This is a genomic window from Bizionia hallyeonensis (assembly GCF_042657385.1).
GTDB lineage: Bacteria > Bacteroidota > Bacteroidia > Flavobacteriales > Flavobacteriaceae > Algorimicrobium > Algorimicrobium hallyeonense.
On record NZ_JBHSLA010000001.1, the window covers coordinates 858600 to 885297 of the forward strand.

Annotated in this window: 26 protein-coding genes and 1 pseudogene; 21 read left to right on the forward strand and 6 right to left on the reverse strand. The window is 33.9% G+C overall.

What is annotated here, in order from left to right; translation table 11 throughout:
- Positions 1-11: 11 nt before the first annotated feature.
- A complete protein-coding gene (gene hpf / locus ACFPH8_RS03940; protein WP_376858632.1) occupies positions 12-314 on the reverse strand; it encodes a ribosome hibernation-promoting factor, HPF/YfiA family in 303 nt (100 codons plus the stop codon).
- Between the two features lie 50 nt (positions 315-364).
- Entirely contained in the window at positions 365-763 is a 399-nt protein-coding gene (locus ACFPH8_RS03945) for a VOC family protein (RefSeq protein ID WP_248397407.1), read from the reverse strand.
- Positions 764-963: 200 nt separating this feature from the next.
- Here ACFPH8_RS03945 and ACFPH8_RS03950 point away from each other — a divergent pair, with 200 nt between their 5' ends.
- The 10 genes from ACFPH8_RS03950 (at position 964) to ACFPH8_RS03995 (ending at position 9088) form a co-directional block, all read left to right on the forward strand.
- A complete protein-coding gene (locus ACFPH8_RS03950) occupies positions 964-1455 on the forward strand; it encodes a GbsR/MarR family transcriptional regulator (RefSeq protein ID WP_376858634.1) in 492 nt (163 codons plus the stop codon).
- A gap of 108 nt (positions 1456-1563) precedes the next feature.
- Positions 1564-2421 carry an META domain-containing protein gene (locus ACFPH8_RS03955; protein WP_376858636.1) on the forward strand — a complete coding sequence of 286 codons (858 nt, stop codon included), beginning with the start codon at positions 1564-1566 and terminating at the stop codon, positions 2419-2421.
- 101 nt (positions 2422-2522) lie between these two features.
- Entirely contained in the window at positions 2523-3596 is a 1074-nt protein-coding gene (locus ACFPH8_RS03960; RefSeq protein WP_376858638.1) for an AOC03_06830 family ribosome hibernation factor, read from the forward strand.
- Between the two features lie 37 nt (positions 3597-3633).
- Entirely contained in the window at positions 3634-4257 is a 624-nt protein-coding gene (locus ACFPH8_RS03965; protein ID WP_376858640.1) for an SDR family NAD(P)-dependent oxidoreductase, read from the forward strand.
- Positions 4254-4445, forward strand: a complete 192-nt coding sequence (locus ACFPH8_RS03970; protein ID WP_376858642.1) for an SDR family oxidoreductase — start codon at positions 4254-4256, stop codon at positions 4443-4445. Before ACFPH8_RS03965 ends, ACFPH8_RS03970 begins: the two co-directional genes overlap by 4 nt.
- Before the next feature lie 115 nt (positions 4446-4560).
- A complete protein-coding gene (locus ACFPH8_RS03975; RefSeq protein ID WP_376858644.1) occupies positions 4561-5568 on the forward strand; it encodes an NAD-dependent epimerase/dehydratase family protein in 1008 nt (335 codons plus the stop codon).
- Positions 5569-5579: 11 nt separating this feature from the next.
- Entirely contained in the window at positions 5580-5996 is a 417-nt protein-coding gene (locus tag ACFPH8_RS03980) for a DUF2141 domain-containing protein (protein WP_376858646.1), read from the forward strand.
- A gap of 56 nt (positions 5997-6052) precedes the next feature.
- Positions 6053-6691, forward strand: a complete 639-nt coding sequence (locus ACFPH8_RS03985) for an HdeD family acid-resistance protein (RefSeq protein WP_376858648.1) — start codon at positions 6053-6055, stop codon at positions 6689-6691.
- 211 nt (positions 6692-6902) lie between these two features.
- Positions 6903-7352 (forward strand): GNAT family N-acetyltransferase, encoded by a 450-nt coding sequence (locus ACFPH8_RS03990; RefSeq protein WP_376858650.1) that lies wholly within the window; start codon positions 6903-6905, stop codon positions 7350-7352.
- Entirely contained in the window at positions 7349-9088 is a 1740-nt protein-coding gene (locus ACFPH8_RS03995) for an amidohydrolase (RefSeq protein ID WP_376858652.1), read from the forward strand. The genes ACFPH8_RS03990 and ACFPH8_RS03995 overlap by 4 nt, the downstream gene beginning before the upstream one ends.
- Positions 9089-9136: 48 nt before the next feature.
- On the opposite strand, the gene ACFPH8_RS04000 is transcribed toward ACFPH8_RS03995, so the two are convergent.
- Positions 9137-11215: an amino acid carrier protein gene (locus ACFPH8_RS04000; protein ID WP_376858654.1), complete on the reverse strand. Its 2079-nt coding sequence runs from the start codon at positions 11213-11215 to the stop codon at positions 9137-9139.
- A gap of 317 nt (positions 11216-11532) precedes the next feature.
- Between ACFPH8_RS04000 and ACFPH8_RS04005 the strand changes: the two are divergent.
- From ACFPH8_RS04005 to ACFPH8_RS04045, 9 genes and pseudogenes are all read left to right on the forward strand, one after another.
- Positions 11533-12217: pseudogene (locus tag ACFPH8_RS04005) on the forward strand (SDR family NAD(P)-dependent oxidoreductase).
- Positions 12218-12230: 13 nt separating this feature from the next.
- On the forward strand, positions 12231-13007 hold the full coding sequence (locus tag ACFPH8_RS04010; protein ID WP_376858656.1) for a glucose 1-dehydrogenase: 777 nt from the start codon (positions 12231-12233) through the stop codon (positions 13005-13007).
- A gap of 103 nt (positions 13008-13110) precedes the next feature.
- A complete protein-coding gene (locus ACFPH8_RS04015) occupies positions 13111-14013 on the forward strand; it encodes a DMT family transporter (RefSeq protein ID WP_376858658.1) in 903 nt (300 codons plus the stop codon).
- 331 nt (positions 14014-14344) lie between these two features.
- Positions 14345-15736, forward strand: coding sequence for a flavin-containing monooxygenase (locus tag ACFPH8_RS04020; RefSeq protein WP_376858660.1), 1392 nt, complete (start codon positions 14345-14347; stop codon positions 15734-15736).
- A gap of 140 nt (positions 15737-15876) precedes the next feature.
- Positions 15877-17331, forward strand: coding sequence for a cardiolipin synthase (gene cls / locus ACFPH8_RS04025; protein ID WP_376858662.1), 1455 nt, complete (start codon positions 15877-15879; stop codon positions 17329-17331).
- A gap of 131 nt (positions 17332-17462) precedes the next feature.
- The gene (locus ACFPH8_RS04030) at positions 17463-18362 is read left to right on the forward strand and encodes a mechanosensitive ion channel family protein (protein ID WP_248397435.1); all 900 of its coding nucleotides are present in this window, start codon (positions 17463-17465) and stop codon (positions 18360-18362) included.
- 114 nt (positions 18363-18476) lie between these two features.
- On the forward strand, positions 18477-19067 hold the full coding sequence (locus ACFPH8_RS04035) for a HupE/UreJ family protein (RefSeq protein ID WP_376858664.1): 591 nt from the start codon (positions 18477-18479) through the stop codon (positions 19065-19067).
- Between the two features lie 93 nt (positions 19068-19160).
- On the forward strand, positions 19161-19595 hold the full coding sequence (locus ACFPH8_RS04040) for a deoxycytidylate deaminase (RefSeq protein WP_376858666.1): 435 nt from the start codon (positions 19161-19163) through the stop codon (positions 19593-19595).
- Positions 19592-21181 carry a S41 family peptidase gene (locus ACFPH8_RS04045; RefSeq protein ID WP_376858668.1) on the forward strand — a complete coding sequence of 530 codons (1590 nt, stop codon included), beginning with the start codon at positions 19592-19594 and terminating at the stop codon, positions 21179-21181. The genes ACFPH8_RS04040 and ACFPH8_RS04045 overlap by 4 nt, the downstream gene beginning before the upstream one ends.
- A 111-nt stretch (positions 21182-21292) precedes the next feature.
- Here the strand turns inward: ACFPH8_RS04045 and ACFPH8_RS04050 are convergent, their stop codons facing one another.
- Together ACFPH8_RS04050 and ACFPH8_RS04055 are read right to left on the reverse strand one after the other, a co-directional pair.
- Positions 21293-21895 (reverse strand): FAD-dependent oxidoreductase, encoded by a 603-nt coding sequence (locus tag ACFPH8_RS04050; protein ID WP_248397443.1) that lies wholly within the window; start codon positions 21893-21895, stop codon positions 21293-21295.
- Positions 21895-22098, reverse strand: coding sequence for a hypothetical protein (locus ACFPH8_RS04055; protein WP_248397445.1), 204 nt, complete (start codon positions 22096-22098; stop codon positions 21895-21897). Before ACFPH8_RS04055 ends, ACFPH8_RS04050 begins: the two co-directional genes overlap by 1 nt.
- Positions 22099-22257: 159 nt before the next feature.
- Between ACFPH8_RS04055 and ACFPH8_RS04060 the strand changes: the two genes are divergently transcribed.
- Together ACFPH8_RS04060 and ACFPH8_RS04065 are read left to right on the forward strand one after the other, a co-directional pair.
- Positions 22258-22824: a DUF3109 family protein gene (locus ACFPH8_RS04060; RefSeq protein WP_376858671.1), complete on the forward strand. Its 567-nt coding sequence runs from the start codon at positions 22258-22260 to the stop codon at positions 22822-22824.
- Between the two features lie 105 nt (positions 22825-22929).
- A complete protein-coding gene (locus ACFPH8_RS04065; RefSeq protein ID WP_376858673.1) occupies positions 22930-25965 on the forward strand; it encodes a CHAT domain-containing protein in 3036 nt (1011 codons plus the stop codon).
- A 3-nt stretch (positions 25966-25968) separates the two neighbouring features.
- On the opposite strand, the gene ACFPH8_RS04070 is transcribed toward ACFPH8_RS04065, so the two are convergent.
- A complete protein-coding gene (locus ACFPH8_RS04070) occupies positions 25969-26697 on the reverse strand; it encodes a tetratricopeptide repeat protein (RefSeq protein WP_376858675.1) in 729 nt (242 codons plus the stop codon).
- Position 26698 lies beyond the last annotated feature (1 nt).

Below are 26698 nucleotides of genomic sequence, written 5' to 3' on the forward strand. Positions count from 1 at the left end.
GTTTTTAATCGTTAATAATTTTTCATCTTTTCTTTAACCTTACGCAATTGGCGCTCTAAATCTTGAACAGATTCCAATAGAGAGTCTTTAAAATTATCATGACTCGCTTCGGCAAAGAGTCTAGGACCTGGTAAACTTAATCTAATATTGCAGATTTTTCCGGTTTCGTCAGACGTGGTGTTTTCTGTTTTAAAAAATACATCGGCACGAATTACCATATCAAATTTCTGACCTAATTGTTCTAATTTTTCTCGCGCTTCATTTTCTAAAGCCTCACTGCTTGCCACATCGTGGTATTCAAATATTATTTGCATGTATATTGTTTTTAGTATTAATGGATAAATTATGATTAATGATATCTGGTTTAATTATTAAAATTCACCATCCAGTTAATTCCAAATTCATCTGAACATCTACCAAAATAACCCCATTCACGCTCTCTGAAGTTATGGTGTATTTTGCCTCCATTGGATAGCGCGTTGAAAAGATTTTCGGCTTCGGCTTTGGAGTCGCAATCTACACTCATGTGTATTTGGTTGCCGTGATTAATTGGTGTGTCCGGAGCGGCATCATAAGCCATTATACGAATTCCGCTTCCTTTTAATTCAGCGTGTTGTAATTTTTGCCTGTAAGATGATGGTACATCAATTTTACGATCCTCATACGTTTGGCGGTTTTTAATTTCTGCATTAAATAATTTACCATAAAAGGTTAATGCTTCTTGACAATTGCCGTTAAAGGCTAAATATGCTTGTACATTCATAATTTTCTGTTTTTTCAATAAATTTAAGATGTATACACACTTTTTTTTAGTGCTATTAAATTTATAATTGACGCAATAACAATAAGGTTGATAGTAGGTTATGTTGGTTGAAATTAGATTAAATACCAACTTAAAAAATAACAAAACTTTACCATCAACTTGTTCGTGTTGTTATGAACTAAACCTATATTTGTAGTATTATGGAAATAACGAAAGATAGTAAACAGCTTATTGAGGATATTGGGATACGTATGGAAGAACGCCTTCATATCTCACCTTTAGCGTCTAGAATATATGCCTTATTAACATTATCAGCTTCTGATGGTTTAACTTTTGAAGAAATTCGAGAAACTATTGAAGCTAGTAAAAGTTCTACTTCTGTAAATGTAAATGTGTTAACGCAGTTAGGATATATTACGTTTTATACCAAGCCTGGTGATAGAAAAAGATACTTTAAAGTTGCTAAATACTACCAATTAGAATCTTTAGAACTCTATAATCAATCGCTTACCCGAGAAATTGAATTGGTAGAGAAAATTAATGAATACAATAAGGCGCAACATCCTGAAAAATTTGCTTTAGAAGAGTCTGTTGGAATAATTACTCAAGATTATTTAAGAAAAACCCAATCTCTAGTTCAAGAAACCATACAGTCGCTTTCACAGTTTCGTAAGAACGAAAAGGAATTATAACCTATAATTGGTTTATTTACAGTAATTAAACTTTAACAATACTTTAGCCTTATTTAGTTCGTAATGTTACGAACTAAATGTTTATTTAATAAAATAGAACCTATAATTATGAAAACCAAAATTACCACATTAGCCATTTTCTTATTAACCCTTGTAGGATGTAATCAAGACAAAAAATCCAATGCACCTGTTCCATCGGAAATTAAAGTAGAAAATAATCAGATAGAACTACAAGAATCAGAAAATGAGTTGACTACTATTGAAAACACGAAATGGGTTATAACTAAATTAGAAGGTCGGGATATGACCGATAGGGAAAAAAATGGACAAATTATTTATTTCATTTTGGATTTTGAAAATAAGAGTATTAGCGGTTTTTCTGGATGTAATAATTTTATAGGTGCTTACAAGTTGGACGACGGAAATCGTATTATTTTTTCGCAAATGGGTTCTACGCGAATGGCGTGTCCAGATGCTAAAATTAATGAAGCGCAAATTTTGAACATTTTTGAAACAGCAGATAATTTTACAATAGCCAACAATATTTTATCATTAAACAAAGGAAAACGAGCACCTTTAGCAGAATTTAAAAAGGTAAAAATGGATGATAATCTAGTTACTGAAAAATATTGGAAACTAAAAACGTTAGGAGGACAAGCGGTTACAATGGCCGATAATCAAGAACGCGAAATATTTTTCACCTTAAAAAATAATAACAACCAAGTAACAGGTTTTGCAGGTTGTAATACAATGAGTGGTGAATTTGTGTTAGAAGAAGGTAATAGAATTCGCTTTGTTAATATGGCAACAACACTAAAAGCATGTCCCGATGTTGATGTTAATGAATCTGAATTTTTAAAAATATTTGAATTAACGGACAACTATACAATTAAAGATGACATTCTATCCTTAAATGTTGGTAGACGAGCACCTTTAGCGGTTTTTGAAGCTGTATATATGGATTAACGTTTACCAAGTTAACCATTTAGTGCCTTAATAGCGTTTCTTAAAATGTCTCTAAAGGTTTTTTCAATAAGCTATTTATTAATTAACTAAAACTTGAAGTTATGAACACAACATTAAAAAGATTAAAAGACATTCGTTCAGAAAATTGTATAACAATTATCATGAATTCGCATCGTACAAGACCCGATGCTTTAAAGGATGAAATTGCGCTTAAAAACCATGTTAAAGAAGTTGAAACACGCTTACTTACTGATTTGTCCAAACGCGATGCTGCTGTGTTAATTGAAAAACTGCACGCGCTAGTAAAGCAAATTGATCATGCTATGAATCTAGATAGTTTGTTGCTTTTTGTAAATAAGGATGTAGCAGAATATACAAGGTTACCTATTAGAGTTACCGATCGTGTTATTATAGATAATACGTTTGCAACCCGAGATTTAGTTAGAGCCATGCATAACGAGTCTCATTATTATGTGCTTGTTTTAAGTCAGGAAAATGTCCGATTAATTGAGGCTTTAAATGATCAGGTTGTTAAAGAGTTTAAGTCGGCATTCCCAATGGTAAATACACAATTTGATAATAAAAACACAATGGAACCTGTTGTTTCATCCCGACAAAGAAATTTAATAGCAGAATTTTTCAATCAAGTTGATAAAGAGGTAAATGCTATTAGAGCAAAAAACCCATTGCCAGTTTTAATCTGTACAGTTGAAGAAAATTACCCAGAATACTTAAAAATAGCTGATAATAAACAGAGCATTTTTGAAACCTTTTTAAATAAAAATAGAATCAATGAGAAGGATCATGCTATTGTAACCGAGGCATGGAAAATAGTGGAAGCACATAACAGTAAAATGAACGCCAAAAGAAAATCTGAATTACTAAAGGCTGTAACTGAAAACAAATTTTTAAGTGACACCAATGAAATTTGGCGTGCCATTAATGATGGAAAAATCCAAACACTTTTTATTGAGCAAGGCTTATTTCAACCTGCAGTTATAGAAAACGATGACATTCAATATGTTTCTGAAGATCAACGCGTAGACAAAGATGTGATTGACGATATTTATGATGAAATGATTGAATTAAACATGAATTTCGGAGGCGATGTGGTCTTTCTTCCTAAAGGTGAATTGAAAAAATTTAATGGCTTTGGTGCCGTAACACGTTATTAAATTTAGATTGTAATTAATCATTTTAAAAATAAGTTATATGAAAACTCAAAATAATAGTATTGTAATAACAGGAGGTGCTGGTGGTATTGGTCAAGCTTGTGCGCGAACATTTAAAAATCAGCCCATAATACTTACGGATTATTCGCAAGAAAAGGTGGATGAGTCTGTTCAAACACTTAAAAACGAAGGCTTTAATGTTTCAGGTATTGCCTGCGACATTACCAATACAAGTGATATTGAAAAGCTTGTAAACTATGTTTCAGAAAAGGGATCTTTTAAAGCGCTAATTCATACAGCAGGCGTCAGCGGAACGGTTAAGGACTTAAAGAAGGTGTACACAATAGATTTGGTTGCTACAGAACTTTTAATAGATGCGTTTCATAAAATTGCTGGTCAAGGTTCGGTGGCTGTTCTGTTATCATCCATGATGGCTCATGCCGTTCCTCCAAATGAAGCTTATGATGAGGCTTTGAAAAATCCACAAGCCGAGAATTCTTTTGAAACCGTAAGTCAATTTGTAAACGGTGATTCAGATATTATGTACAATTTTGCCAAACTGGGTGTGCATTTGTTAAGTCATAAAAATGCAGATAAGTGGGGTGAAAAAGCGGCGCGAATTGTAACGGTTTCCCCAGGCGTTATTGAAACACCTATGCCATGAAAGCAGCTGAAGAACACCCAGAACGCATGGCAAAGATTAAACAAGCTACACCCTTAAAGCGTAATGGTCAGCCTGAAGATGTTGCTGATGTGGTGAACTTTTTAGTTAGTGATGCGGCACGATTTATCACGGGAAATGATATTTTGGTAGATGGTGGTGTTATTCAAAACATTAAAAACATGTATTAAATAGAAAAACGTGTCAAGCCAAAAAATACCATGCATAAAATTATCTTAAAATGATATGTAAAGTATCTTTTGGCTTAAGGTTTGCTTGTTAAATATGTAAACAATAAAACGCCCTATGAACAAAACACATGTTTTACTAACTGGAGCTTCAGGAACTGTTGGTTTTGAAGCACTAAAACAACTCCTTGAAAAAGGTATTTATCAGGTAACGGTTTTTGACAAAAAATCCAAAGCAACGATTGAAAAGTTTGCACCTTTTAAAGATCAAATTACTATTATATATGGTGATATTTCAAATCCTTTAAATTTAGAGTCTATCCTTAATATAGATGCTGTTATTCATTTGGCAGCTATTATTCCACCTTTGGCAGATGAGATGCCTGAATTAGCACACAAAGTAAACACAGTAGGCACGCAAAATTTAATTGCTCAATTGGAAAAGGAGTCGCCAAATGCTTTCTTTATGTATAGTTCTAGTATTTCTGTATATGGAGATCGTATTGAGAATCCGTTTATACATGTGGGCGATCCGCTCATTCCAAGTGAAGGTGACGCGTATGCAGAAACAAAAATTGCTGCAGAAAAAGCCTTGCTAAACAGTCAATTAAATTGGACTATTTTTAGACTGGCAGCTATTATGGGAAATCATAAAATGTCTAAACTCATGTTTCATCAACCTTTAAATACAGCTTTGGAAATTGCAACACCTCGAGATACAGCACGTGCTTTTGTAAATGGTATTGAAAGGGAAAACACGTTGTCCAAACAGATTTTTAATTTAGGTGGTGGTGAAACCTGCCGCATTAGCTACGAACATTTTTTAGAACGTTCCTTTGCTATCTTTGGATTAGGAGAGCTTGATTTCCCAAAACATGCCTTTGCCGATAAAAATTTTCATTGTGGTTATTATGCAGATGGTGATGCTCTTGAAAAAATTGTTAACTTTAGAGAAGATACATTAGAAGATTATTTTAGTATGGAAGCTGAAAAAGTATCGTCCTTAAAAAAAGCAGCAGCCTGTATTTTTAAAAAACCTATAAAATGGTATTTATTAAAACAATCTGAACCTTATGATGCTTACAAAGCTCAAGATAAAAAACAGATGCAACATTATTTTAATTAAAACCCAAACCTATGAACATGTTATTAGCGTATATCTCAATTATATTTGGGTTTTTGTCCTCGGATGCACCACAACTAACAATCAATATTCAAAATATTGAAAAAATTCAAGGCTATATTATTATTGGTATTTACAACGCAGAAGAAGGGTTTCTGGAAAAAGATTCAGAAATTAAACACTATAAATTAACTGTAAAAGAAAATGTAGAACGCCTTATTATCAATGATTTGCCAAAGGGTGATTATGCTATTTCTATGTATCATGATGAAAACTCGGATGGCATTTGTAATCTAAATTTTATAGGGATTCCAAAAGAGCCGTATGGTTTTTCAAATAATTTTAAACCCAAATTTTCGGCACCCAAATTTGTGGATTGTAAGTTTTCATTAATCGGGGATCAAGTTTTGAATATCAAGCTAGTGGATTAATAATTGAATATATAATCGTCATAGAATTAACTAACTAACTAACTAAAACTATTATTATGGAAGCAACATTTTTAAAATCTATTAAAGAGGCCATTAAACATTGGTACATTCCGGTGCTTGTTGGACTGTTTTTTGTTATCGTAAGCATTATTGTGTTTATGTCGCCAGCAGGTTCATTATTAACCTTGTCCATTTTATTTGCCTTGTCATTTTTATTTGGCGGGTTATCAGAAATTATATTTTCAGTAGTCAATAGGCATCAATTAGAAAATTGGGGTTGGTCTTTAGCGTTTGGAATTATTACTTTTATTGTAGGTACGTCATTACTTATTCACCCTGCATTATCTATAACAGTTCTGGCGTTTTATATTGGATTTATTATTCTATTCCGTTCCGTGGCAGCTATCAGTTTTGCGCTCGATATTAAACAATATGGAAGTAAAAATTGGGGTATTTTATTAGGACTTGGAATTTTAGGAATTATCTTTTCATTCATTTTAATTTGGAATCCCATATTTGCCGGAATGAGTGTTGTTATTCTTGTGGCATTGAGTTTCTTATTTAGTGGATTATTCAGTATTTATCTGGGTTTACAATTACGCCAAATTCATAAATCGTCTAAATCTATTTCAGCAGAACTAAAAGAACGTTATGATGACCTTATGGAGGAAATTCGAGACGAATGGGATGATTAATTTACTCTAAATTTTAAAACAATATTTTTATACGGCACGTTTGGTTTATGAAATATCTTACCAAACGTGTTTGTATTTTATTTAAATCAACAGGCTTCTATATTTTAGCGTTCTAATAACAATCAAGCAGCATTCAATTTAGACTAAAAACAGATTTCCATTTTATGGTTGGAAGTGGATATTTAATTAAATTACAAACAAAAAATACGTTATGATTACGATACAAAGAGCACAATTACAAGACTTGGAATCTATTATTGCCATTGAACAGCATGTTTTTGATACGGATAGTTATCCAGCTTTTGTAATTCGCCAATTATTTGATATTTCTGGTCACTATTTTCTAGTCGCCAAAGAAGACAACAGCGTTTTGGGTTATGTTCTAGGTGGATTAAATACAGAGAATATGCAAGGTTGGGTCTTGTCTTTAGGTGTTCATCAAGATGGGCGCGGTAAAGGGTTGGGAAAACAACTAACGGAGCAATTAGTTGAGGTTTTAAAAACGGCAAATGCGAAAGAAATTGCCTTAACGGTCTATCCAGATAATGAAGCAGCCATAAAAATTTACAAGCATTTAGGCTTTGAAGGTGATGTAGTTTTAGATAACTATTTTTTAGATAATGAAGACCGAATTATTATGACCTTAAAAACCAATCAATGATGAAAAAAATAGGACTTACCATAGTTGCATTATGTGCTTTTTTCAGTTGTAACAAACATGAAAAAACAACGGATAAAATGGATGCCGAAATTGAAACGTCGCAACTATTTTTCAATGGTGATATTTTAACAATGGATTCTGAACAACCGGAATATGTCGAGGCTGTCGTTGAGAAAAATGGTGAAATTGTTTTCGTTGGTAGGAGAACCGAAGCCGAATCACACTTTCCCGGATCAACAAAAATTGATCTTAACGGCAAAACTTTATTGCCTGGTTTTATAGATCCGCACAGTCATTTCGGGATGGTTTCTAACACTATGGGACAAGTTGATTTGAATCCAGAACCAGTTGGAGACATCACTAATATTGATGATATTTTAAAAAAATTAAAACAGCATAAAGAAGATAAAAACATTCCCGATGGCCAATGGATTTATGGTTGGGGTTACGACGATGGTCAGTTAGCAGAAAAACGGCATCCTACTAAAAACGACATCGATAAAGTCTTACCAAATAATCCAGTGTATTTACAGCATACAAGCGGCCACATGGGCGTTGCAAATTCGTTAGGACTAGAAAAATTAGAAGTGTCGGCAAAGACTAAAAGCCCGGAAGGTGGCACCATTGCACGATTTCCAAATTCTAATGAACCAACGGGCCTAGTTCAAGAAACAGCCATGTATCCTTTTGTAAGGTTGTTGCTTGAAAATCTAGCCTCTAAGCAAGAAGAGTTTTTTAATACCACTCAAGACTATTATGCCTCAAACGGTATTACTACGGCGCATGATGGTATGACGGACAGAAATACCATTCGTTTCTTTCAGAGTCAAGCAGATGCTGGGAAATTTAAAATCGATTTAATTTCTTTAGCGGGTTATGCGGAATTAGCATCTAATTTAAAAGACTCAACACTGGAGTTTAAAACCTACAAAAACAGATTTAAGGTACAAGGCACAAAAATAGTTGCCGATGGTTCGCCACAAGGAAAAACGGCATTTTTCACCAAGCCTTTTTTAACTGAAGTGCCAGGATGCGCTCACGATTGCAGAGGTTTGCCAAGTTTAACACAAGCCGTCATAAACGATTTATTTGTAATGGCTTATGAGAGGGATAACCAATTATTTGTGCATTGTAATGGCGATGCCACTGTTGATATGATTATTGAAGCACATGAAAATGCGTGCAAAACATTAAATCAGCCTTTAGATTACGACCGAAGAACCATTATTATTCACGCACAATTTGCAAGACCAGATCAATTAGAAACCTTTGTGAAATATAAAATGGAGCCCTCATTTTTTACCAATCATGCATATTTTTGGGGAGATATTCACGTCGAGAATTTAGGAAAAGAAAGAGCGGAATTTTTAAGCCCTATGGTAAGTGCAGCGCGTTTAGGTTTAAAACCTACCAATCATTCGGATGCTACTGTAACACCAATCGATCCTATTTTTACAATTTGGACAGCGGTAAATCGCGTGTCAAGATCCGGCGTGGTCATTGGCAAAAATGAAAGAACAACACCGTATCAAGCCCTAAAAGCAATTACGGCCAATGCAGCTTATGAGCTTTTTGATGAGAATTTAAAAGGCACTTTAACTGAAGGAAAATTAGCAGATTTTGTCATTTTGGACAAGAACCCGTTAAAAGTAGAGCCAATAGAAATTAAAGATATTCATGTGTTAGAAACCATTAAGGAAGGTAAAACGATATATACCTATAGTTTTAAAAACTGATTTTTTATTAAACGTTCATTCATAAATAAATAGTTAAGGGTTGTGCCGTTACGCCTTAACGAACTTTTCTGCTATGTAGAGTTTTCCTTTTTTAAGTTTATCTAAATAAACATTCATATCGGCATATATTTCGGGTGCTAGAATGTATAATCCAGCAATATTTGGAAACGACATGGCTAAAATCATCATATCAGCAAAACTCAATACGGCACCAAGGCTTACAGAAGCTCCTAAAACCACAAAGCCTAAATACATAAATTTATAGAGTAATTCTCCTTTTTTGCTTCGCCCAAAGAGGTAAGTCCATGAACGCATGCCGTAATAAGACCAAGACACCATGGTTGAGAATGCGAATAAAAATACAGCAATAGCTAAAACCATAGGAAACCAAGATACCACGCTTCCAAAAGCAGCAGACGTCAATTCTACACCTCCCATTCCTCCACCATCTTTATGAATACCCGTAAATATTAGAACCAAAGCAGTCATGGTACAAACCAACATCGTATCAATTAAAGGTTCAACTAAAGAAGCAAAACCATCCGCAATCGGATTATTGGTTTTGGATGCACTGTGGGCTATTGCCGCAGATCCAACACCTGCTTCATTGGAAAATGCAGCACGTTGTAATCCAACAATTAGTACGCCTATAAAACCACCTTTTAGGGCATCGGCAGAAAAAGCACCATCATAAATTGCCATAAAAGCTCCGCCTATATTATCGATGTTGTTGCCTATTACCACCAAGCAACCAATAATATATAACATGGCCATAAATGGTACAACTTTTCCTGTGAATTTAGCAATACTCTTTATTCCGCCAATAATTACAATACCAACAAGCACAGCAAAACCAATACCAAATAAAAAACCTTGACCTTGAAGAATGGGTACCTGCTCGGACATTATTTTAAATGCTTGATTAGATTGGAGCATATTTCCACCACCAAAAGAAGCACCAACACCCAAAAACGCAAAAAGTCCTGCTAGAAATTTGCCTAGTTTTTTTAACTTACGCTTTTCAAGACCATAGCGTAAATAGTTCATCGGGCCTCCAAAAATTCTACCTTCCGAATCAATAAAACGGTATTTTACACCCATACTACATTCTGCAAATTTTAAAGACATTCCAAAAAAACCAGCCATAAACATCCAAAATGTAGCGCCAGCTCCACCCAAAGAAATAGCAACTGCTACGCCAGCAATATTGCCTAGTCCCACGGTTGCAGATACGGCAGTTGCCATAGCTTGAAAATGTGTAATACTTCCCGGCGCATTAGGATCGTCATATTTACCGCTAGCCAATCCTAAAGAATGGCGAAAACCTCGAATATTGATGAATTTTAAGCGTATGGTGAAAAAAACACTTCCCATCATAAGCCAAATTACAATAAACGGAATGGTGTTTTCAACTACATCACCATTGGGGTGTAACAAAGGTTGTGGATTTTTAAATTGAATTGTTCCTATTAAAGGCTCATCAGTAGAAGTTGGTTTGCTACTTATGGAAATGTGTGCGTTTTTATTGACGAGATGTTTAAGGTTTCCGTCAAAATTGGCACGTACAACTGTTTCGTTGCCATTAATTTCAAGGATTGCAATTTCCTGATTCTGTTGCACCGTAACTCCATCAGGAACTAACCATTCTTTTAAAAAATAGTCTTGATTGGTGTTTTTTATATGTGGGAGTCCAATATCGTCTTTTGAAATATAAACCACGGGGTCGTATATTCCGAAGGAAGCGAAGGGATCCCAAAATAATATGGCACCAAGAAAATCTACTGCAGGTTGTACATTACTATTAAAAATTTCAGTAATAGATTCAGCAGGTATTTTGAAAGGTTTTGAAGTCGACATACCGTTAGCATCTATAACCATTACCGAGTGCGTCATGCCTTCAATTAAACCAATTGCGCTATTGGAATTTAAAGATGTATTTTGATTACTCCACTTGTATTGGTAAGGCGGTTTGCCACCTTTAACTATTAGTTGAGCCGCTCCGTTGTTTATTTCTGAAGATGGATTGTTTAATTCAACACTAATTATTATTTCATTAAGGTCATTTTGAGCATTTAGACTCGAAATAAGAAAAAATGAAGTAAAAAGAAGGAGTAGTGATTTAAACATTGATTTTTATAGTTTTATCTGGAAAAATACAATTTAGGGATAACACGAAGCTCTCCCAAACTATTTCCTTAATTTTTTTGTGACTATTGATATATAGTTAAATAATTTATCATCATAAATTACTTGTAAATCTTATTGTATTAATGCGCCTAAATTGGTGTATTTAGCTGTTAAAATATGCTTAATATTAACGAGTTAAATTAATTTTAGCAGCTGTAATCGTTATCTTTGGAATTATCATAAATTAGAATATTATGAAAAATTTAAAAGATAAAGTAATTATTGTAACAGGAGGTGCAGCAGGAATTGGTGGCGCTATGACAACCGAATTAACAGAAAGAGGCGCGTGCGTAGTTGCTGTAGATTTAAATGAAGACGCCGGCATGCAAAAAGTAGCCTCAAATCCGGAACAAATTGCGTTTTTAAAAGGTGATATTTCGAAGGAAACGGTTGCAATGGAAGCCGTTGCATTAGTGCTTTCTAAATTTGGTAAACTAACAAGTTTGGTAAATAATGCACATGCATCTCGCCAAAAACCAATATTGGATTTAACAGAAGATGATTGGAATTTATCGATGAACACAGGTTTAAAAGGAACCTTAAACTTCATGAAGGCGGCTTATCCCGAGCTCAAAAAAAACCGGAGGGTCTATTGTTAATTTTGGTTCTGGAGCAGGCTTATTAGGCCAGAAAAATCAAGGAAGTTATGCGGCAGCTAAAGAAGCTATTCGTGGATTATCTCGTGTAGCAGCTAATGAATGGGCGGAAGATGGTATTCGTGTAAATATTGTTTGTCCGTTAGCATTTACGGATGGTGTAAAACATTGGAAAGAAAATTTTCCAGAGCAATATGAAGAAATTATCAGTAAAAATCCCATGGGCCGTTTTGGAGATCCACAAAAAGATGTGGCACCCATTGTCGCCTTTTTATTAAGTGAAGATAGTCAGTATATGACAGGGCAAACACTAATGGCAGATGGGGGAGATATCAAATTAAGATAATAGAAACAAAACAATGATGAATACATCAGACTTATTCAACTTAAAAGGGAAAACAGCTATTGTAACTGGTGGTGCAAATGGCATAGGAAAAGCTACTGCTAAATTACTGGCAAAACATGGTGCTAATATTTCGATTGGCGATTTTAATTTAGAAGATGCGAAGAATACAGCAAAAGAAATTGAAGCATTAGGTGTAAGGGCTATTGCTGTAGAATGTAACGTGTTAAAAGATGCAGATTTGGTAAATTTGGTAGACACAACCGTAAAAGAATTAGGTGGAATCCACATTTTAATTAATAACGCTGGAGGAGGTGGCGGTGGACGCGAAAATCCTTTTAAAATTTCGGTAGATGAAATTAAACGCGATTATGAATTGAACGTGTTTAGTGGCTGGCGATTATGTCAATTGGCTGTGCCATATATGAAAAAAGAAGGTTATGGTTCTATTGTTTTTACAACATCTATGTCTAGTATCAACAAAAGTCCTAATATGAGTGGCTATGGCGGTTCAAAAGCAGCTGTAAATCATACCGTTGCCAATTTAGCACACGATTTTGGTCCAGAAGTACGCATTAATGCTGTTGGTCCTGGAGCTACAAGAACAGCAGCTTTAGAAAGTGTTTTAACACCTGAAATTGAAAAAACCATGTTAAAGCACACACCAATTAAGCGTTTAGGAACTGCCGAGGACATTGCGGGAGCTATGTTATATTTCGCCTCACCTATATCAGAATGGGTGAGTGGACAAACCATTTTTGTAAATGGAGGCGGCGAACAAACATTAGAGTAGAATTAAAATAATACCAATTAAAACATGCAATAAAATGTTTAATTTGGTATGCTAGAGGTTTTAAAAAAGCAGTTGTTTTTAATGGCTGCTTTAATTTTTTAATATGGGAAAATTTTTCAATAATCGTTGGGTTTTATTATTAGTCATCACATTAACTTGGGGAAGTTCATTTATGCTTATAAAGAAATCACTTGTGGCATTTACACCTTATGAGATTGGAGCTATTAGAATTGTTGGTTCTGGTATATTATTAGCAATTATTGGGATCCCTGCAATTAAAAAGATGACTAAAAAAACATTGCTTTGGGTGGCTATAGTTGGTTTTTTTGGTAATTTCTTACCTATGTTTCTGTTTCCAATAGCGCAAACCCAAGTAAGCAGCTCATTGGCGGGAATATTGGACTCTTTAGTGCCAGTTTTTGTTCTAATATTTGGATTTTTACTGTTCGGAATAAAAAGTAAAATGTCACAAGTCATTGGCGCCGTTATTGGTTTTTTAGGAGCCGCAAGTTTAATATATTTTTCAGATGCAAATACAGAAGGTTCGCAATTTGGATATACAATGCTCATTGTTTTAGCAGGCGCATCTTATGGCATAAACGCCGTTGTAATTACAGAGCGGACTTCAGAAGTAAAAGCAGTAGAGTTAACAGCTGCTGTGTATACTATCTGGGCTATTCCGGCTATGGTTATATTGTATTTTACAGGGTTTATCCAAAATTTTGAAATGAAACCAGAATATGTAGAACCACTAGGTTATTTAGGGTTTCTAACCATATTTGGAACAGCAATTGCCATGTTACTGTATTATAAATTAATTCAAAACACATCTGCAGTTTTCGCAAGTACAGCAAGTTATTTGTTACCTGTTGTTGCCGTAATTTGGGGAATTATTGATGGCGAAAAATTCACAATTTGGTACGTCTTTGGCGGTATTTTGATTTTAATTGGTATTTATCTCATACGTGAGAAGAAAGTAAATCCTAAACTAGTGCCAAGAACGTAGGTTTATTGTTCTTCATTTTATGAAATGGAACCTACGGATTCAGACTATGTGTTATTCAATAATTAACTTTAAGGGATATTAAGGAAACGCATTAATTTACCTGATTAAATGGTGTAAATATTAGATATCCTCACTTAAAATCCTTATATTATTTGCCTCGGAAAAATAACACCAATAACAGTCCTAAATTAGAAATTACGTTTCTAATTATTGCGTGCTTATTGCTTCCCCCGCTGCAAAAACGCAGCATTTTAATAAATTTTAAATAATAACGATTTGCGCTCAATCTAATTTTTTAGATGGATGCGCAATTATAAATTAATACTATATTATGAATAAAAAACGCGTAGGAATTATTGGTGCTGGTCCCAGTGGATTAGCACAGTTAAGGGCTTTTGAAGCTGCAAAAAAACAAGGTTTAGAAGTTCCAGAAGTTGTGTGCTTCGAAAAGCAAAGTAACTGGGGTGGTATGTGGAATTACTCCTGGCGAACAGGTGTTGGTAAGTATGGTGAACCTGCTCATGGGAGTATGTATAAATATTTATGGTCCAATGGTCCGAAAGAATGCTTGGAGTTTTCAGATTATTCTTTCGATGAGCATTTTAAGAAACCTATTTCTTCATATCCACCAAGACCGGTGTTATTCGATTATATTCAAGGCAGAATAAAAAAGAATAATGTTCGCGATTATATTCGGTTTAATACTACGGTACGATGGGTAAGTTATGATGAAGACAGTAAAAAATTCAAAGTTGTTTTAGATAATTTAAAAATTGATAAAACCTATTCAGAAGAGTTTGATTATCTGGTTGTAGCATCTGGTCATTTTTCAACACCAAATATGCCTTATTTTGAAGGCATAGAACAATTTCCTGGTCAAGTATTACACGCCCACGATTTTAGAGGTGCCGATCCATATAAAGATCAAGATTTATTAATAATTGGGAGTAGTTATTCTGCCGAAGACATTGGTGTACAATGCCATAAACACGGTGCAAAATCAGTAACTTTAAGTTATAGAAGTAATCCTATTGGTGTAAATTGGCCCGAAGGAATTGAAGAAGTGCCTTTGTTAAAATATTTTGAAGGCAACACGGCTTATTTTAAAGATGGAACGTCCAAAAGTTTTGATGCCGTAATTATGTGTACAGGCTATCAGCATAAATTCCCATTTCTTCCGGATGAATTACGCTTGAAGACAAAAAATAATCTTTACCCAGATCATTTGTATAAAGGTGTTTTCTTTAATGATGTGCCTAACATGATTTATTTAGGAATGCAAGATCAATACTACACCTTCAATATGTTTGATACTCAAGCTTGGGTAGCACGAGATTTTATGATGGATCGTTATAAATTACCATCAAAAGCTGAACGTCGTTTGGATATAAATAAATGGTTAATAGAAAACGAAAAATTAAAATCGAGTTTTGATCATGTTGATTTTCAAACCGCATATATTAAAGACTTATTAAACCTATCGGATTATCCGGATTTTAATGTAGAAAAAGTAGCGGAAATGTTTAAAGAATGGCTACAGGATAAAGATGAAAATATTTTGACCTACAGAGATAAAACTTTCCAAAGCGTTGTTACTGGTACGATGGCAGAAACCCATCATACCGAATGGATGGATGAATTAGATGATAGTAAAGAACGGTATTTGTTTCAAGAGCAAAGTGAAGAAGCCCTGGAGGAAACGTTTGAAAAAGAACATATTTAGGCTTTAAAAATCCATAGTCGCATATATTTTTAAGAATTAGACCTTGCAACTTTATACTAGTGCAAGGTCTTTTTTCTTTATCCAAATGGGCATAAGGCCTATTTTTTTGTTAATTTAACAGCATCATAAACACCTGTTATATGAATTGGATTTTACTTGGAGAAATTGCTTATATCATTATAGTTATTTTAGTTATTTCTAGAGTATTGTACGATACACGTAGTAGTACCAAAGCTTTATCCTATATATTATTTATTGTATTTGTACCATTCTTGGGTATGATTTTTTACTTTTCTGTGGGAACAAACTACAGAAAACGAAAACTCTATTCAAAAAAAATAGTGGAAGATGAACCGCTGCGAGAACGCATTAGAAATAGGATGAACACCTATTCTGAAGCTATAAGTAATTCTGGATTAATTGCAAGAAAAAGTGAAACGTTGATTGAGTTTATTCGTCGTGCAGGAAGTAGCCCATTAACCGCAAATAACGAAGTAAAACTCTTAATAAATGGCGATGAAAAATTTCCGGAATTATTAAAAGAACTGGATAAAGCAACAGCGCACATTCATATAGAATACTATATTTATGAAGATGATATTACAGGCAATCAAATTGCCGATATGCTTATAAAAAAAGCGAGTCAAGGCGTTGAAGTTCGTTTTATGTATGATGATTTTGGAAGTCATGGTTTAGGGCGGTCATTCATAAAAAAACTACAAGATGGTGGCGTGCAAACGGCACCATTCTATAAAATAAAATGGTATGCATTTGCAAACCGAATCAATTACAGAAATCATAGAAAAATTGTTGTTATTGATGGAGTTGTTGGTTTTGTAGGTGGTATTAATATGAGCGATAAGTACCGAAATGATTTAAATACTAAAAATCATTTATTTTGGAGAGATACGCATGTCGTAATCAAAGGTCAAGCCACGGCCTATTTACAGTATTTATTTATGGGTGATTGGAACTTTTGTAGCACAACGCCATTTGAGTATTCTGAGTCCTATTTTATAGATAGCACCCAACAAGAAGTCATCTCTAACGAAGTGGTTCAGATTGCCGCTTCCGGCCCAGATAGTTTACAGCCTGTTATTTTTTATTCCCTTTTAGAAGCCATTAGTTCTGCCAAAAAATGCATTTATATTACAAGTCCGTATTTTATTCCAGACCAAAGTTTAATGGATGCGTTACTTATTGCCGTTCAAGGCGGATTAGATGTTAAAATCATCATCCCAGGTGTTTCAGATTCTAGAATGGTAAATGCCGCCGCAAGTGCTTATTATACAGAGTTGTTGCAAGTTGGTGCAAAAATTTACAAGTATAATAAAGGGTTTGTGCATGCAAAAACAATGGTTGTAGATGATGATTTGGCCATCGTAGGATCGGCCAATATGGATTATAGAAGTTTTGATCTTAATTTTGAAGTCAATGCCATGATTTATAGCAAAAATATAGCTACACAACTTACAGAAGCTTTTGAAAATGATTTAAAAGATTCTGAATTAATGGATGCACAAGCTTGGTTAGATAGACCAAAATATATTCATTTGTGGGAGAAAATGGTGCGTTTGTTATCACCATTTTTATAATTTTAAAAGCAGGTTTGGGGATACGAGTTTTATAGACCGCTTCGTAACCGTCCGTATTATTTTCAAATGGTTCAATATATTACTGGTAAAACCGTATTTTTAGTTCTTATTAATTCTCAAACAGAAATCTTATGAATGAATCAATTCAGCTTATGAAAGAATCTTTGAAAGCCTATTGGGAATCTTTCATTATGGGTGTTCCTAAAATTATTCTGGCCATAATAATGATAATTGTTGGGTTTCTGCTGGCTAATATTATTTCACGTTTTTTTAAAAAAACCTATCTATTAAAAACACAAGACCCGTTAATGGTTAATTTCTTATCAAAAACGGTCAAATTGGCGGTTTTAACATTGGTTATTATGATGGCGTTAAAAGTAGCTGGATTACAAGGTGTAGCAACAGGATTGTTAACAGCTGCCGGAGCATCAGCCGTTATCATAGGATTTGCTTTCAAGGATGTTGGGGAGAATTTTATATCCGGAATTATTTTGTCCTTCAACCGTCCTTTTGATGTGGATGATACCATTATGGTCGATAATATTTTTGGTAAAATTAAATCGTTAGAATTCAGATATACCAAGGTAAAAACTTTTGATGGTCGCGATGTGTATATTCCCAATAGCGATATTATAAAAAAAGCCGTTTATAACTATACCGAAGATGGGTTTTTTAGACTAGATTTTATGGTAGGTATAGATTATGAAGACGATATTGATACGGCTAAAAAAGTTATTTTAGATACAGTTAGAAATTCTGAAGGTGTTTTTGAGGATGGAGAACACGAGTGTTTTGTGGTAGTCGATTCGTTAGGTGTGAGTACCGTGAATTTAAAAATTCTCTTTTGGGCTCAAACAAAGGAATATAGAAAACGCGCCTTGGAAGTAAAAAGTACCGTTGTAAGAAATGTGAAACAAGTAATTATGGAAAATGGTTTAAATATGCCTGCTGATATTACTGAAATTAAATTATATGGTTCGCAAACTAGTATTCCAGTAACGGTTGATTATAAAAATAAGGATAAAGAATAAACGCCGTTAAAACAGGTAAATGTTGGTTTTAAAATTTGCGTAATATTAGGTGTTGTTTTTTATCAATTCATTTTAAATTGTATCTTTGAAAACACCCTAAAAACTACATAACTAATGCTTGAAAATTTCTGGTTTAATGTTGAATATGGCATCAATCACGTTTTAGATATTAATGCCTATGACCATGTACTATTTCTTATTGTACTTACAGTTCCTTATCTGTTTAAAGACTGGAAACGTGTTCTAGTTTTAGTAACCATTTTTACTTTAGGTCACACCTTATCTTTGGTGCTTGCTGCCTATGGTGTTGTGAGTGTTAATGGAGCGTTAGTGGAGTTTTTAATTCCTATTACCATTTTAATTGTTGCTCTTTTTAATGTGTTTACTGCAGGAAAAGGCGCCCAAAAAGAGAAAATTGGTGTGCTATTTTTTTCGACCCTCTTTTTCGGACTCGTTCACGGATTAGGTTTTGCTCGAGAATTTCAAATGATGGTTGGAAAATCGGATAACAAACTTCTTACCTTATTAGAATTTGCTCTTGGTATAGAATTGGCCCAAATAATCATTGTATTTGTGGTGCTATTTTTGGGTTATATTATGCAAACTGTTTTCCGTTTTTCAAAGCGCGACTGGGTTATGGTTATTTCAGCAGTCGTCGTTGGATTGGTAATTCCTATGATTTTAAATAGCGATTTAATAGCCTAAAAACGCCTGATGCCTAAAGTTTTCATAAATCTTTAATAGTGAGGTTGTAATTAAAATACGAAGCCACTATCTTCGTTATAAGTAAGTATGTTTATGAAAGAGAAAAAACAACTTAAATATGATAAAGCGTATTTAAGAATGGCTTCAGAATGGGGAAAATTATCCTATTGTAAACGCAAACAAGTTGGTGCCATCATTGTAAAAAATAGAATGATTATTTCCGATGGTTACAATGGTACACCAACCGGATTTGAAAATTTTTGCGAGGACGACGAAGGGTATACCAAATGGTATGTGCTCCATGCCGAAGCCAACGCCATTTTAAAAGTTGCTGCATCTACACAGTCCTGTATGGGTGCAACCCTTTATATTACCCTTTCTCCATGCAAAGAATGTAGTAAATTAATCCATCAAGCAGGTATAACACGTGTGGTTTATAAGGATGCTTATAAAGATGATTCGGGTTTACAGTTTTTACAAAAAGCAGGAATAGAATTAAAATTAATTACAGATTTAACAGCTGAATGACATTTAAAAAGAAATATTTACCACTGATACTAGGCGTAGGAATTGCGACTGGAATTTTTATAGGTGGAAAATTAAATTTTTCTGATAAACCAGATCGTTTATTTAGCTCCAATAGTAAAAAGGAAAAGCTAAATCGGCTAATTGATTATATTGATTATGAATATGTAGATGATGTTAATACAGACAGCATTGTAGATATTACTGTTAACGGTATTCTAGAAAATCTAGATCCACACTCGGTTTATATTCCAAAAGCCGATATGCAACGGGTTACCGAAAACATGAAAGGTGATTTTGTGGGTATTGGTATTAGTTTTTACACCTATAATGACACCATTACTGTAATCCGAACTATTGAAGGAAGCCCAAGTGATAAAGTGGGTATTCAAGGTGGCGATCGGATTATTACCGCCGATGGCGATTCCATTTTTGGTAAAGATTTAAGCAATTCAGATATAATTAAGAAGCTTAAAGGACCAATTGATACCAAAGTTAAATTAGAAGTCTACCGAAAAGGCGAACCAAAATTACTGACCTTTACAGTAAAGCGCGATCATATTCCTATTCGGAGTGTGGATGCGGCTTACATGCTTACCGAAACATTGGGCTATATAAAAATTAACCGTTTTGCAGAGTCTACTTATAAAGAGTTTAAGGAAGAACTAGAAAATTTAAAAAAATTAGATGTTCAGGATTTGGTCTTGGATTTACGTGGTAATCCAGGTGGATTTTTAACCATTGCCGAACAAATAGTGGATGAGTTTCTAGAAGATGATAAGCTTATTTTATTCACAAAAAATAAACGTGGAAGTATTCAAGAAAGTTATGCTACCAAAAAAGGCGATTTTGAAAACAGTAAAGTATATGTGCTTATTGATGAAAATTCTGCATCGGCAAGTGAAATAGTAGCTGGCGCACTTCAAGATAACGATAAAGGAACCATTGTTGGCCGAAGATCGTACGGAAAAGGCCTAGTGCAGCGAGAAATGAATTTAGGAGATGGTAGTGCGGTACGTTTAACCGTGTCGCGCTATTATACACCAACAGGACGCTCCATTCAACGTTCTTATAATAATGGTAATAAAGATTATTACGATGATTATTTTGAACGTTTAAGCAGTGGTGAATTCCTAGATCCTGAAAAAATAGAAGTAGCCGATTCCTTGAAGTTTACCACACCAAAAGGTAAAGTGGTTTATGGCGGTGGTGGCATTATTCCAGACGTTTTTGTGCCACTAGATTTAAGCATGCAAAACGAAACCTTAACCTTTTTACAACGTCGTGGTTTTGTGAGTAATTTTGTGTTTGAAGAATTGGAGAAAAATCGCCATGCTTATGATGATTTTTCGCGTAAGGATTTTATTGATAATTTCATCGTATCGGACGATTTTGTATTAGCTTTTCAAGATTATCTCAACTCTAAAACAAGTGCCAATATAACTTTTGTAGCTTATAATGATGAGGTAAAACAGTACATTAAAGCAACATTGGCGGCACAACTTTATACCAAAGGTGCTTTTGAAGAAGTGCTCAATAAAAGCGATGTGATGATTGAAGAAGTTCTAAAATTGGATGCCAAGTTATAGCCGTTTAACTTTTAGTTAAAGTTATCAATTTTGGTTGTGATTATTCATAGTCTCACTAACCACTAACCACTAACCACTAACCACTAACCACTAACCACTAACCACTAACCACTAAACCTTATCATGAACTTTAACGTGTTCTCCGTTATTCCATAGTGTTAAAATATCCGTTGCCACATGAGCACCACTTCCTGAAGCTATGGCGAATTGACTGCGCCAACCAGCAAGCGTTCCAGCCACATATAACCCGTCTTCTATTAGATGGTTATCGTTTTGTAACCAAATACGTTCTTTCTCCGTTTTTGCTCGTGGGTGTGGTTTAATATATGGTTCCAAACCCGAAATAGTGAGTAAATTCGTGTATCCAACAGCCACAACTACTAGTTTAGATATGTAGGTTGCCTTGTTAGTAATAACGGAAAAACCATCAGTAGTTTTGGCTATAGTTTGTACTTTTTCATGTTCAATACAATCCACATGTGGATATAAGGTGTGTAACTGTTCTTTTCCGGAAACTAAAATATCTGCGCCTGTAGTGCCAGGTGTTACACCTAAAACATTATTAAATAAGGCGTTTTGTAAATGCGATGTTTTCTGATGAAGAATAATACCAATATGTTTATCTGCCGCAAACACTTGTTTTTTTGCTGAACCTAGAACTAATGCGCAGGACATACCAGCTGCACCACCACCAATAATTAAAACATCAAACATTAGTTATTGTTTTTAGCTTTTTGATCAATTTTTTTTGAAATAGATAAAATCTGTAAAAGTACAATTGCGCAAAGCGAAGCAAAAATAGTAATCAACGCCACCATGCTTTCACCTTCAAAAGGTGCGCTAAAATTAATTTTAGTCACATTAAATCCAATTAAAACAATGGCTAAAATGGATAGGACAAGCGTGAGTATTTTCATAATAAAAATAGTTTTCATTTACGTTTCTGAATTTTTTTCGAAAGAACATTCCAAAAAGAATCTAACAAAGATGACGTAATTAATAGTTTTTACAAAATTAGACCATTATTCCTAAAGTTCCATCATTATAGTAACCGAAAGTTTCTCTATTTTTGCAGCATGTTTCAATTAGGAAAAACCATAGTTTCGGAGGATATTATCCAAAAAGATTTTGTCTGTAACCTGTCGGCGTGCAAAGGTGCTTGTTGTATAGATGGTGATGCAGGTGCACCACTTGAAAAGGCGGAAGCCCAAATCCTGGAGGATATTTACCCAAAAGTAAAACCCTTTTTACGTCAAATTGGGATAGATGCTATTGAAGCTCAAGGTACTTTTATTACCACAGCAACTGGTGAATTAGAAACACCACTTATTGATGGTGCGGATTGCGCTTATGTAACTTTTGATAAAAAGGGAACGGCTTTGTGCGGGATTGAAGAGGCCTATAATCAAGGTGCTATTGATTGGAAGAAGCCCGTTTCTTGCCATTTATATCCTATTAGAATTAAAGAGTATTCCGAGTTTTCTGCGGTAAATTATGATAAATGGGAAATTTGCGATGATGCTTGCATTCTAGGTAAAGAATTACAAGTGCCTGTTTATAAGTTTGTTAAGCAGGCGTTAATAAGAAAATTTGGTGAAGACTGGTATACCGATTTAGAAAAGGTAGCCGAAAAGTTGTCATAACTTACTCAAATATATTATATTATCCATCTATTCTCTAATATAGACTCGCCTATATTAGAGACTAATTGCGTTTAATATTTTTAACCCAAATGAGACCTTTACCTTATGAAAAAAGTAATTTTTTTCTTAATTAGTTCGTTAACCTTTCACGCGTTATTTAGCCAAACTACTTGGCAAGACTACACCAAAAATGCAGATTCATTACAGCTTAATTTTCAGTTTAAAGATGTTATTGAACCTAGACAAAAAGCCATTGATATAGCAAAAACACAGCAAAAAGATACGGTTCCATTTCTAAATTTATTGTTAGAGATGAGTAAAAATGAACTTGCCACTTCTAACGCAGAACTGAAATCTGAAGCCTATAAAAGTCTGCAATCACAAATTTTAGAATTAGAAGAGTCTGGTGCTGAACCAGAAAGACTTTACCAAGCGTATAGACGCATGTATATTTTTGCTCATAATTACATGAGGAACATGCGGGACACGGATAAATACGTGGCTAAATCTATAGATTATCATTACAAATGTCAAGAAATAGACTCTGTCGTTTTAATGAAAACCTTGCATACTTCTGGTGTCGTGTCTCGTGTGGTTGGTAGGCTTAACGCATCTGTTGCGGTATTAAAGAAGGCTGAAGATCTGTATCAACATATTGATCCTGAAGTGAGAAACACCAATAATATGGCTAGTATTTATTTAGACTTGGCCATGGTTTACAACTATGAATTTTTAAACATTCCATCCAAACGCTTAAAATATCTTAAAAAGTCTGAAGCCACATTTAAAAGTGTGGACAAACCAAATATGGACTACTTTATAGGTGTTTATACCAATCTATCCGATTACGAAGAGCTTGAAGGAAATTATAAGAAAGCAGAAAACTATTTAAAAAAAGCTATTCAACTATATAAAGATAATGCAGCTTTAGCACAGGAATCTAGAAGAGGAAAAATAGGTTTTAAAAGAGACTTGCAGTTTAAGGCATCTTTACTAAAAATTTATCGCGAAACAGGACAGGAAGATAATATGTTGTCGCTTTTTCAGGAAATGAAAACCATTAATGCAGAAAACACACTGGACGATATTGAAACAGATTTTATAGCAACTGCTTATTTAATCGTAGCAAGATATTACCGTTTTAAAAATAATGAAAAAGCCTTGACCTATCTCAATGAAGGTTTAGAATTTCATAAAAAAATAAATTTTAAGAAGCTTGAAGATCAATTTACAATAGAAAAAATTAAGATTTTAATTGATGAGGAGCGATATGTAGAAGCAGAAAAACTTTTAAAGGAAATTGAAGGTGAAGAAAAATTACGTCCAACCATTGAAAATGACATATTAGTTCTTCATGCCTCATTAAATTTTAAAAAGAAGAATAACGAAGCTTATACTTATATCAATAAATTAATTTATGGGTTTTCTGAAGAAAATAAAGCTTTAGATATTAAAACAATGGCTTATCAGGATTTTACACCAAGTCTCGTTTTGAATGATATCCAGTATCTTTTAGAACTTATAGAAAATCTTGAAAAATCATCATTTAAAGATGATACCGTAAGACATACGTTATATCTCATAGCTTTAAAACAATTTGAATCTAATTTTCATCATGAGTTTCTAAATGAAAAACTAAAAAAGACCTACGATAAAATAAGTTTTTACTTTCTTGAAAAAGCATCCAACAACCAATTAGCAGAAAGCGACATTGATTTATTTTTAAATTTTACCGAAACTATTGAAGCTAAATATTTGCTGAATACATTTATTGCCAACAGGGCGGAATCTAATCTGAATGAAACGGATGAACTCATTCATGATGAGCAGCGTTTACGGTCTAATATTACCTATCTGAAAAAGAAAAATATTGAAAAAAAATCGGATAGCTTGCGTGAACTTATTTTTGAAGAAAATTTAAAGTTGGATGCTATAAAAGATCAAATAAAAGAGCAAGATTTTTATATTTCTCAAATTATAAATTCAGAGGATTCGCAAAAGCAAAAACAGATTTTTAAAGATCGTTATATAATAAAGTATAAAATAGTAAACAATCAAGTATTCAGAATTATTTATAATAACAATGATATTAAATTTACTAACCTGGGTAGTTATTTGGACATAAAACCAGAAGTCATTAAAATGCTATCTAACATAAAAGATATTAATGTTCCTGTAATGGAAATTAAAAAATACGGAGCAAATCTGCAGGGTGTTTTACTTACCGACGTTAATTTGGCTAGTATTAACAACATCTATATTATTCCAGATGGTATTTTGCATTATTTGCCTTTTGAGCTTTTAGTTTCCAACAATGACTATTTGCTAAACCAAACTAAAATTAGTTATGTTTCGGCTTTAAGCTTTATCGATTCGCCTGTAGAAATTAATAAAGAGAATGACAAAATTGCATTATTTGCACCATCATACAATCTGTTTGCGCCTACAGATACGCAGTTGGCTGTAAGAGGTGAGCCTTATTATTTGGATGGTGCTATTAAAGAAGTGAATTCCATTTCAGAATTATTTGAAAACAGTGATGTTTACACCAATAATAATGCCTCTAAAGAAGCTTTCAAATCACTTTCTAACGGCTATTCTATTCTACATCTGTCTATGCATTCCTTTTTAAATGATGCGGACTCCGAGTTGAGTAGTTTAGTTTTTTCAGATACGGAGGCCGATTACGAATTGTATATTTCTGAACTATATGGCTTAAACCTAAATGCCAATATGGTGGTTTTAAGTGCGTGCAATACAGGTGTTGGAGAATTTAAAACAGGAAAAGGCATTGTATCTATGAACACCGCCTTTACGGCAGCAGGAGTACCTTCGGTTTTGTCCAGTTTATGGAGCGCACCGGATGATGCTACTAAAGAAATTATGGTTTCATTTTATAAGCATTTAAAAGATGGAAATGATAAAGCTGAAGCTTTACAAAAGGCGAAACAAGATTTTTTAAGCGCAAATGAAAACATGTCTTTGGATCATCCTTATTATTGGGCAGGATTTGTAATGTCTGGAGATATTTCGCCTATCGTAGACAAGAAAAATAATACAATCTGGTATCTAATAGGAGGTGGCGCTCTAATTTTATTAGTTGTACTCTTCTATAGAAAACAGAAAAAGCAAGCGGCTTAATATTCAATTAATTTGTTTTAAAAGTTTTTCGGCCTCCTGCTTCTTAAACGTACCATTGCTAATTAAGGCTTTTAAGGTGGTTGCTGCTTTTAAATTAGATTCTGTTTTAATATATGCAAGTGCTAAATACCAAAGCTGTTGCGCTTTAAAATTTTCAGAAATATTTTTGGTGTCGGATAATATGGTAATAGCTTCCTTATTCTTATCCAAATATAAAAGGGCATTTGCTTTATAAAAATATAATACTGTATCTGGATTATCTTTTAAAATTGTATTGAAATGCTTTAACGCCAACTCATAATTTTTAGCTTCATAAGCAATAAAAGCTTGGGACATTAAATCATGAGTATCTTGACCTCTTACAATAGGGTGTACCACATTTTTATAAGGTTCAAAATGGGAAGCATAGAGCGCCTGATTACTCACATTGTTTTGTTGGTAAATCCAGAAACTAGGAATTGCTAATAAAATAATAATTACAGCTGCAATTGCCCATTTTAAATATGGATAGCCCGTGTTTTTTAAAGCGCTTTTAGCAGTGTTGTCTAATGCTTGAAACCTTTCTTTCAGTTGTGTTTGCTCTTCTTTGGCAATAACCGTTTTAAGGTTTTTTTCAAATGCAACCGCTTTTGCAAAATCAGGATCTGTTTCCATTAAATGGTTAAACGCTTTCTGAGTTTCTTCAGTAAGTGTTTTAGAAAAATAGTGTTCTATTAAGTTCTCTTTATTCATG

Coding starts and splice junctions, on each gene's coding strand:
- hpf (WP_376858632.1), bottom strand. CDS start 314: ATGCAAATAATATTTGAATACCACGATGTGGCAAGCAGTGAGGCTTTA.
- ACFPH8_RS03945 (WP_248397407.1), bottom strand. CDS start 763: ATGAATGTACAAGCATATTTAGCCTTTAACGGCAATTGTCAAGAAGCA.
- ACFPH8_RS03950 (WP_376858634.1), top strand. CDS start 964: ATGGAAATAACGAAAGATAGTAAACAGCTTATTGAGGATATTGGGATA.
- ACFPH8_RS03955 (WP_376858636.1), top strand. CDS start 1,564: ATGAAAACCAAAATTACCACATTAGCCATTTTCTTATTAACCCTTGTA.
- ACFPH8_RS03960 (WP_376858638.1), top strand. CDS start 2,523: ATGAACACAACATTAAAAAGATTAAAAGACATTCGTTCAGAAAATTGT.
- ACFPH8_RS03965 (WP_376858640.1), top strand. CDS start 3,634: ATGAAAACTCAAAATAATAGTATTGTAATAACAGGAGGTGCTGGTGGT.
- ACFPH8_RS03970 (WP_376858642.1), top strand. CDS start 4,254: ATGAAAGCAGCTGAAGAACACCCAGAACGCATGGCAAAGATTAAACAA.
- ACFPH8_RS03975 (WP_376858644.1), top strand. CDS start 4,561: ATGAACAAAACACATGTTTTACTAACTGGAGCTTCAGGAACTGTTGGT.
- ACFPH8_RS03980 (WP_376858646.1), top strand. CDS start 5,580: ATGAACATGTTATTAGCGTATATCTCAATTATATTTGGGTTTTTGTCC.
- ACFPH8_RS03985 (WP_376858648.1), top strand. CDS start 6,053: ATGGAAGCAACATTTTTAAAATCTATTAAAGAGGCCATTAAACATTGG.
- ACFPH8_RS03990 (WP_376858650.1), top strand. CDS start 6,903: ATGATTACGATACAAAGAGCACAATTACAAGACTTGGAATCTATTATT.
- ACFPH8_RS03995 (WP_376858652.1), top strand. CDS start 7,349: ATGATGAAAAAAATAGGACTTACCATAGTTGCATTATGTGCTTTTTTC.
- ACFPH8_RS04000 (WP_376858654.1), bottom strand. CDS start 11,215: ATGTTTAAATCACTACTCCTTCTTTTTACTTCATTTTTTCTTATTTCG.
- ACFPH8_RS04010 (WP_376858656.1), top strand. CDS start 12,231: ATGATGAATACATCAGACTTATTCAACTTAAAAGGGAAAACAGCTATT.
- ACFPH8_RS04015 (WP_376858658.1), top strand. CDS start 13,111: ATGGGAAAATTTTTCAATAATCGTTGGGTTTTATTATTAGTCATCACA.
- ACFPH8_RS04020 (WP_376858660.1), top strand. CDS start 14,345: ATGAATAAAAAACGCGTAGGAATTATTGGTGCTGGTCCCAGTGGATTA.
- cls (WP_376858662.1), top strand. CDS start 15,877: ATGAATTGGATTTTACTTGGAGAAATTGCTTATATCATTATAGTTATT.
- ACFPH8_RS04030 (WP_248397435.1), top strand. CDS start 17,463: ATGAATGAATCAATTCAGCTTATGAAAGAATCTTTGAAAGCCTATTGG.
- ACFPH8_RS04035 (WP_376858664.1), top strand. CDS start 18,477: ATGCTTGAAAATTTCTGGTTTAATGTTGAATATGGCATCAATCACGTT.
- ACFPH8_RS04040 (WP_376858666.1), top strand. CDS start 19,161: ATGAAAGAGAAAAAACAACTTAAATATGATAAAGCGTATTTAAGAATG.
- ACFPH8_RS04045 (WP_376858668.1), top strand. CDS start 19,592: ATGACATTTAAAAAGAAATATTTACCACTGATACTAGGCGTAGGAATT.
- ACFPH8_RS04050 (WP_248397443.1), bottom strand. CDS start 21,895: ATGTTTGATGTTTTAATTATTGGTGGTGGTGCAGCTGGTATGTCCTGC.
- ACFPH8_RS04055 (WP_248397445.1), bottom strand. CDS start 22,098: ATGAAAATACTCACGCTTGTCCTATCCATTTTAGCCATTGTTTTAATT.
- ACFPH8_RS04060 (WP_376858671.1), top strand. CDS start 22,258: ATGTTTCAATTAGGAAAAACCATAGTTTCGGAGGATATTATCCAAAAA.
- ACFPH8_RS04065 (WP_376858673.1), top strand. CDS start 22,930: ATGAAAAAAGTAATTTTTTTCTTAATTAGTTCGTTAACCTTTCACGCG.
- ACFPH8_RS04070 (WP_376858675.1), bottom strand. CDS start 26,697: ATGAATAAAGAGAACTTAATAGAACACTATTTTTCTAAAACACTTACT.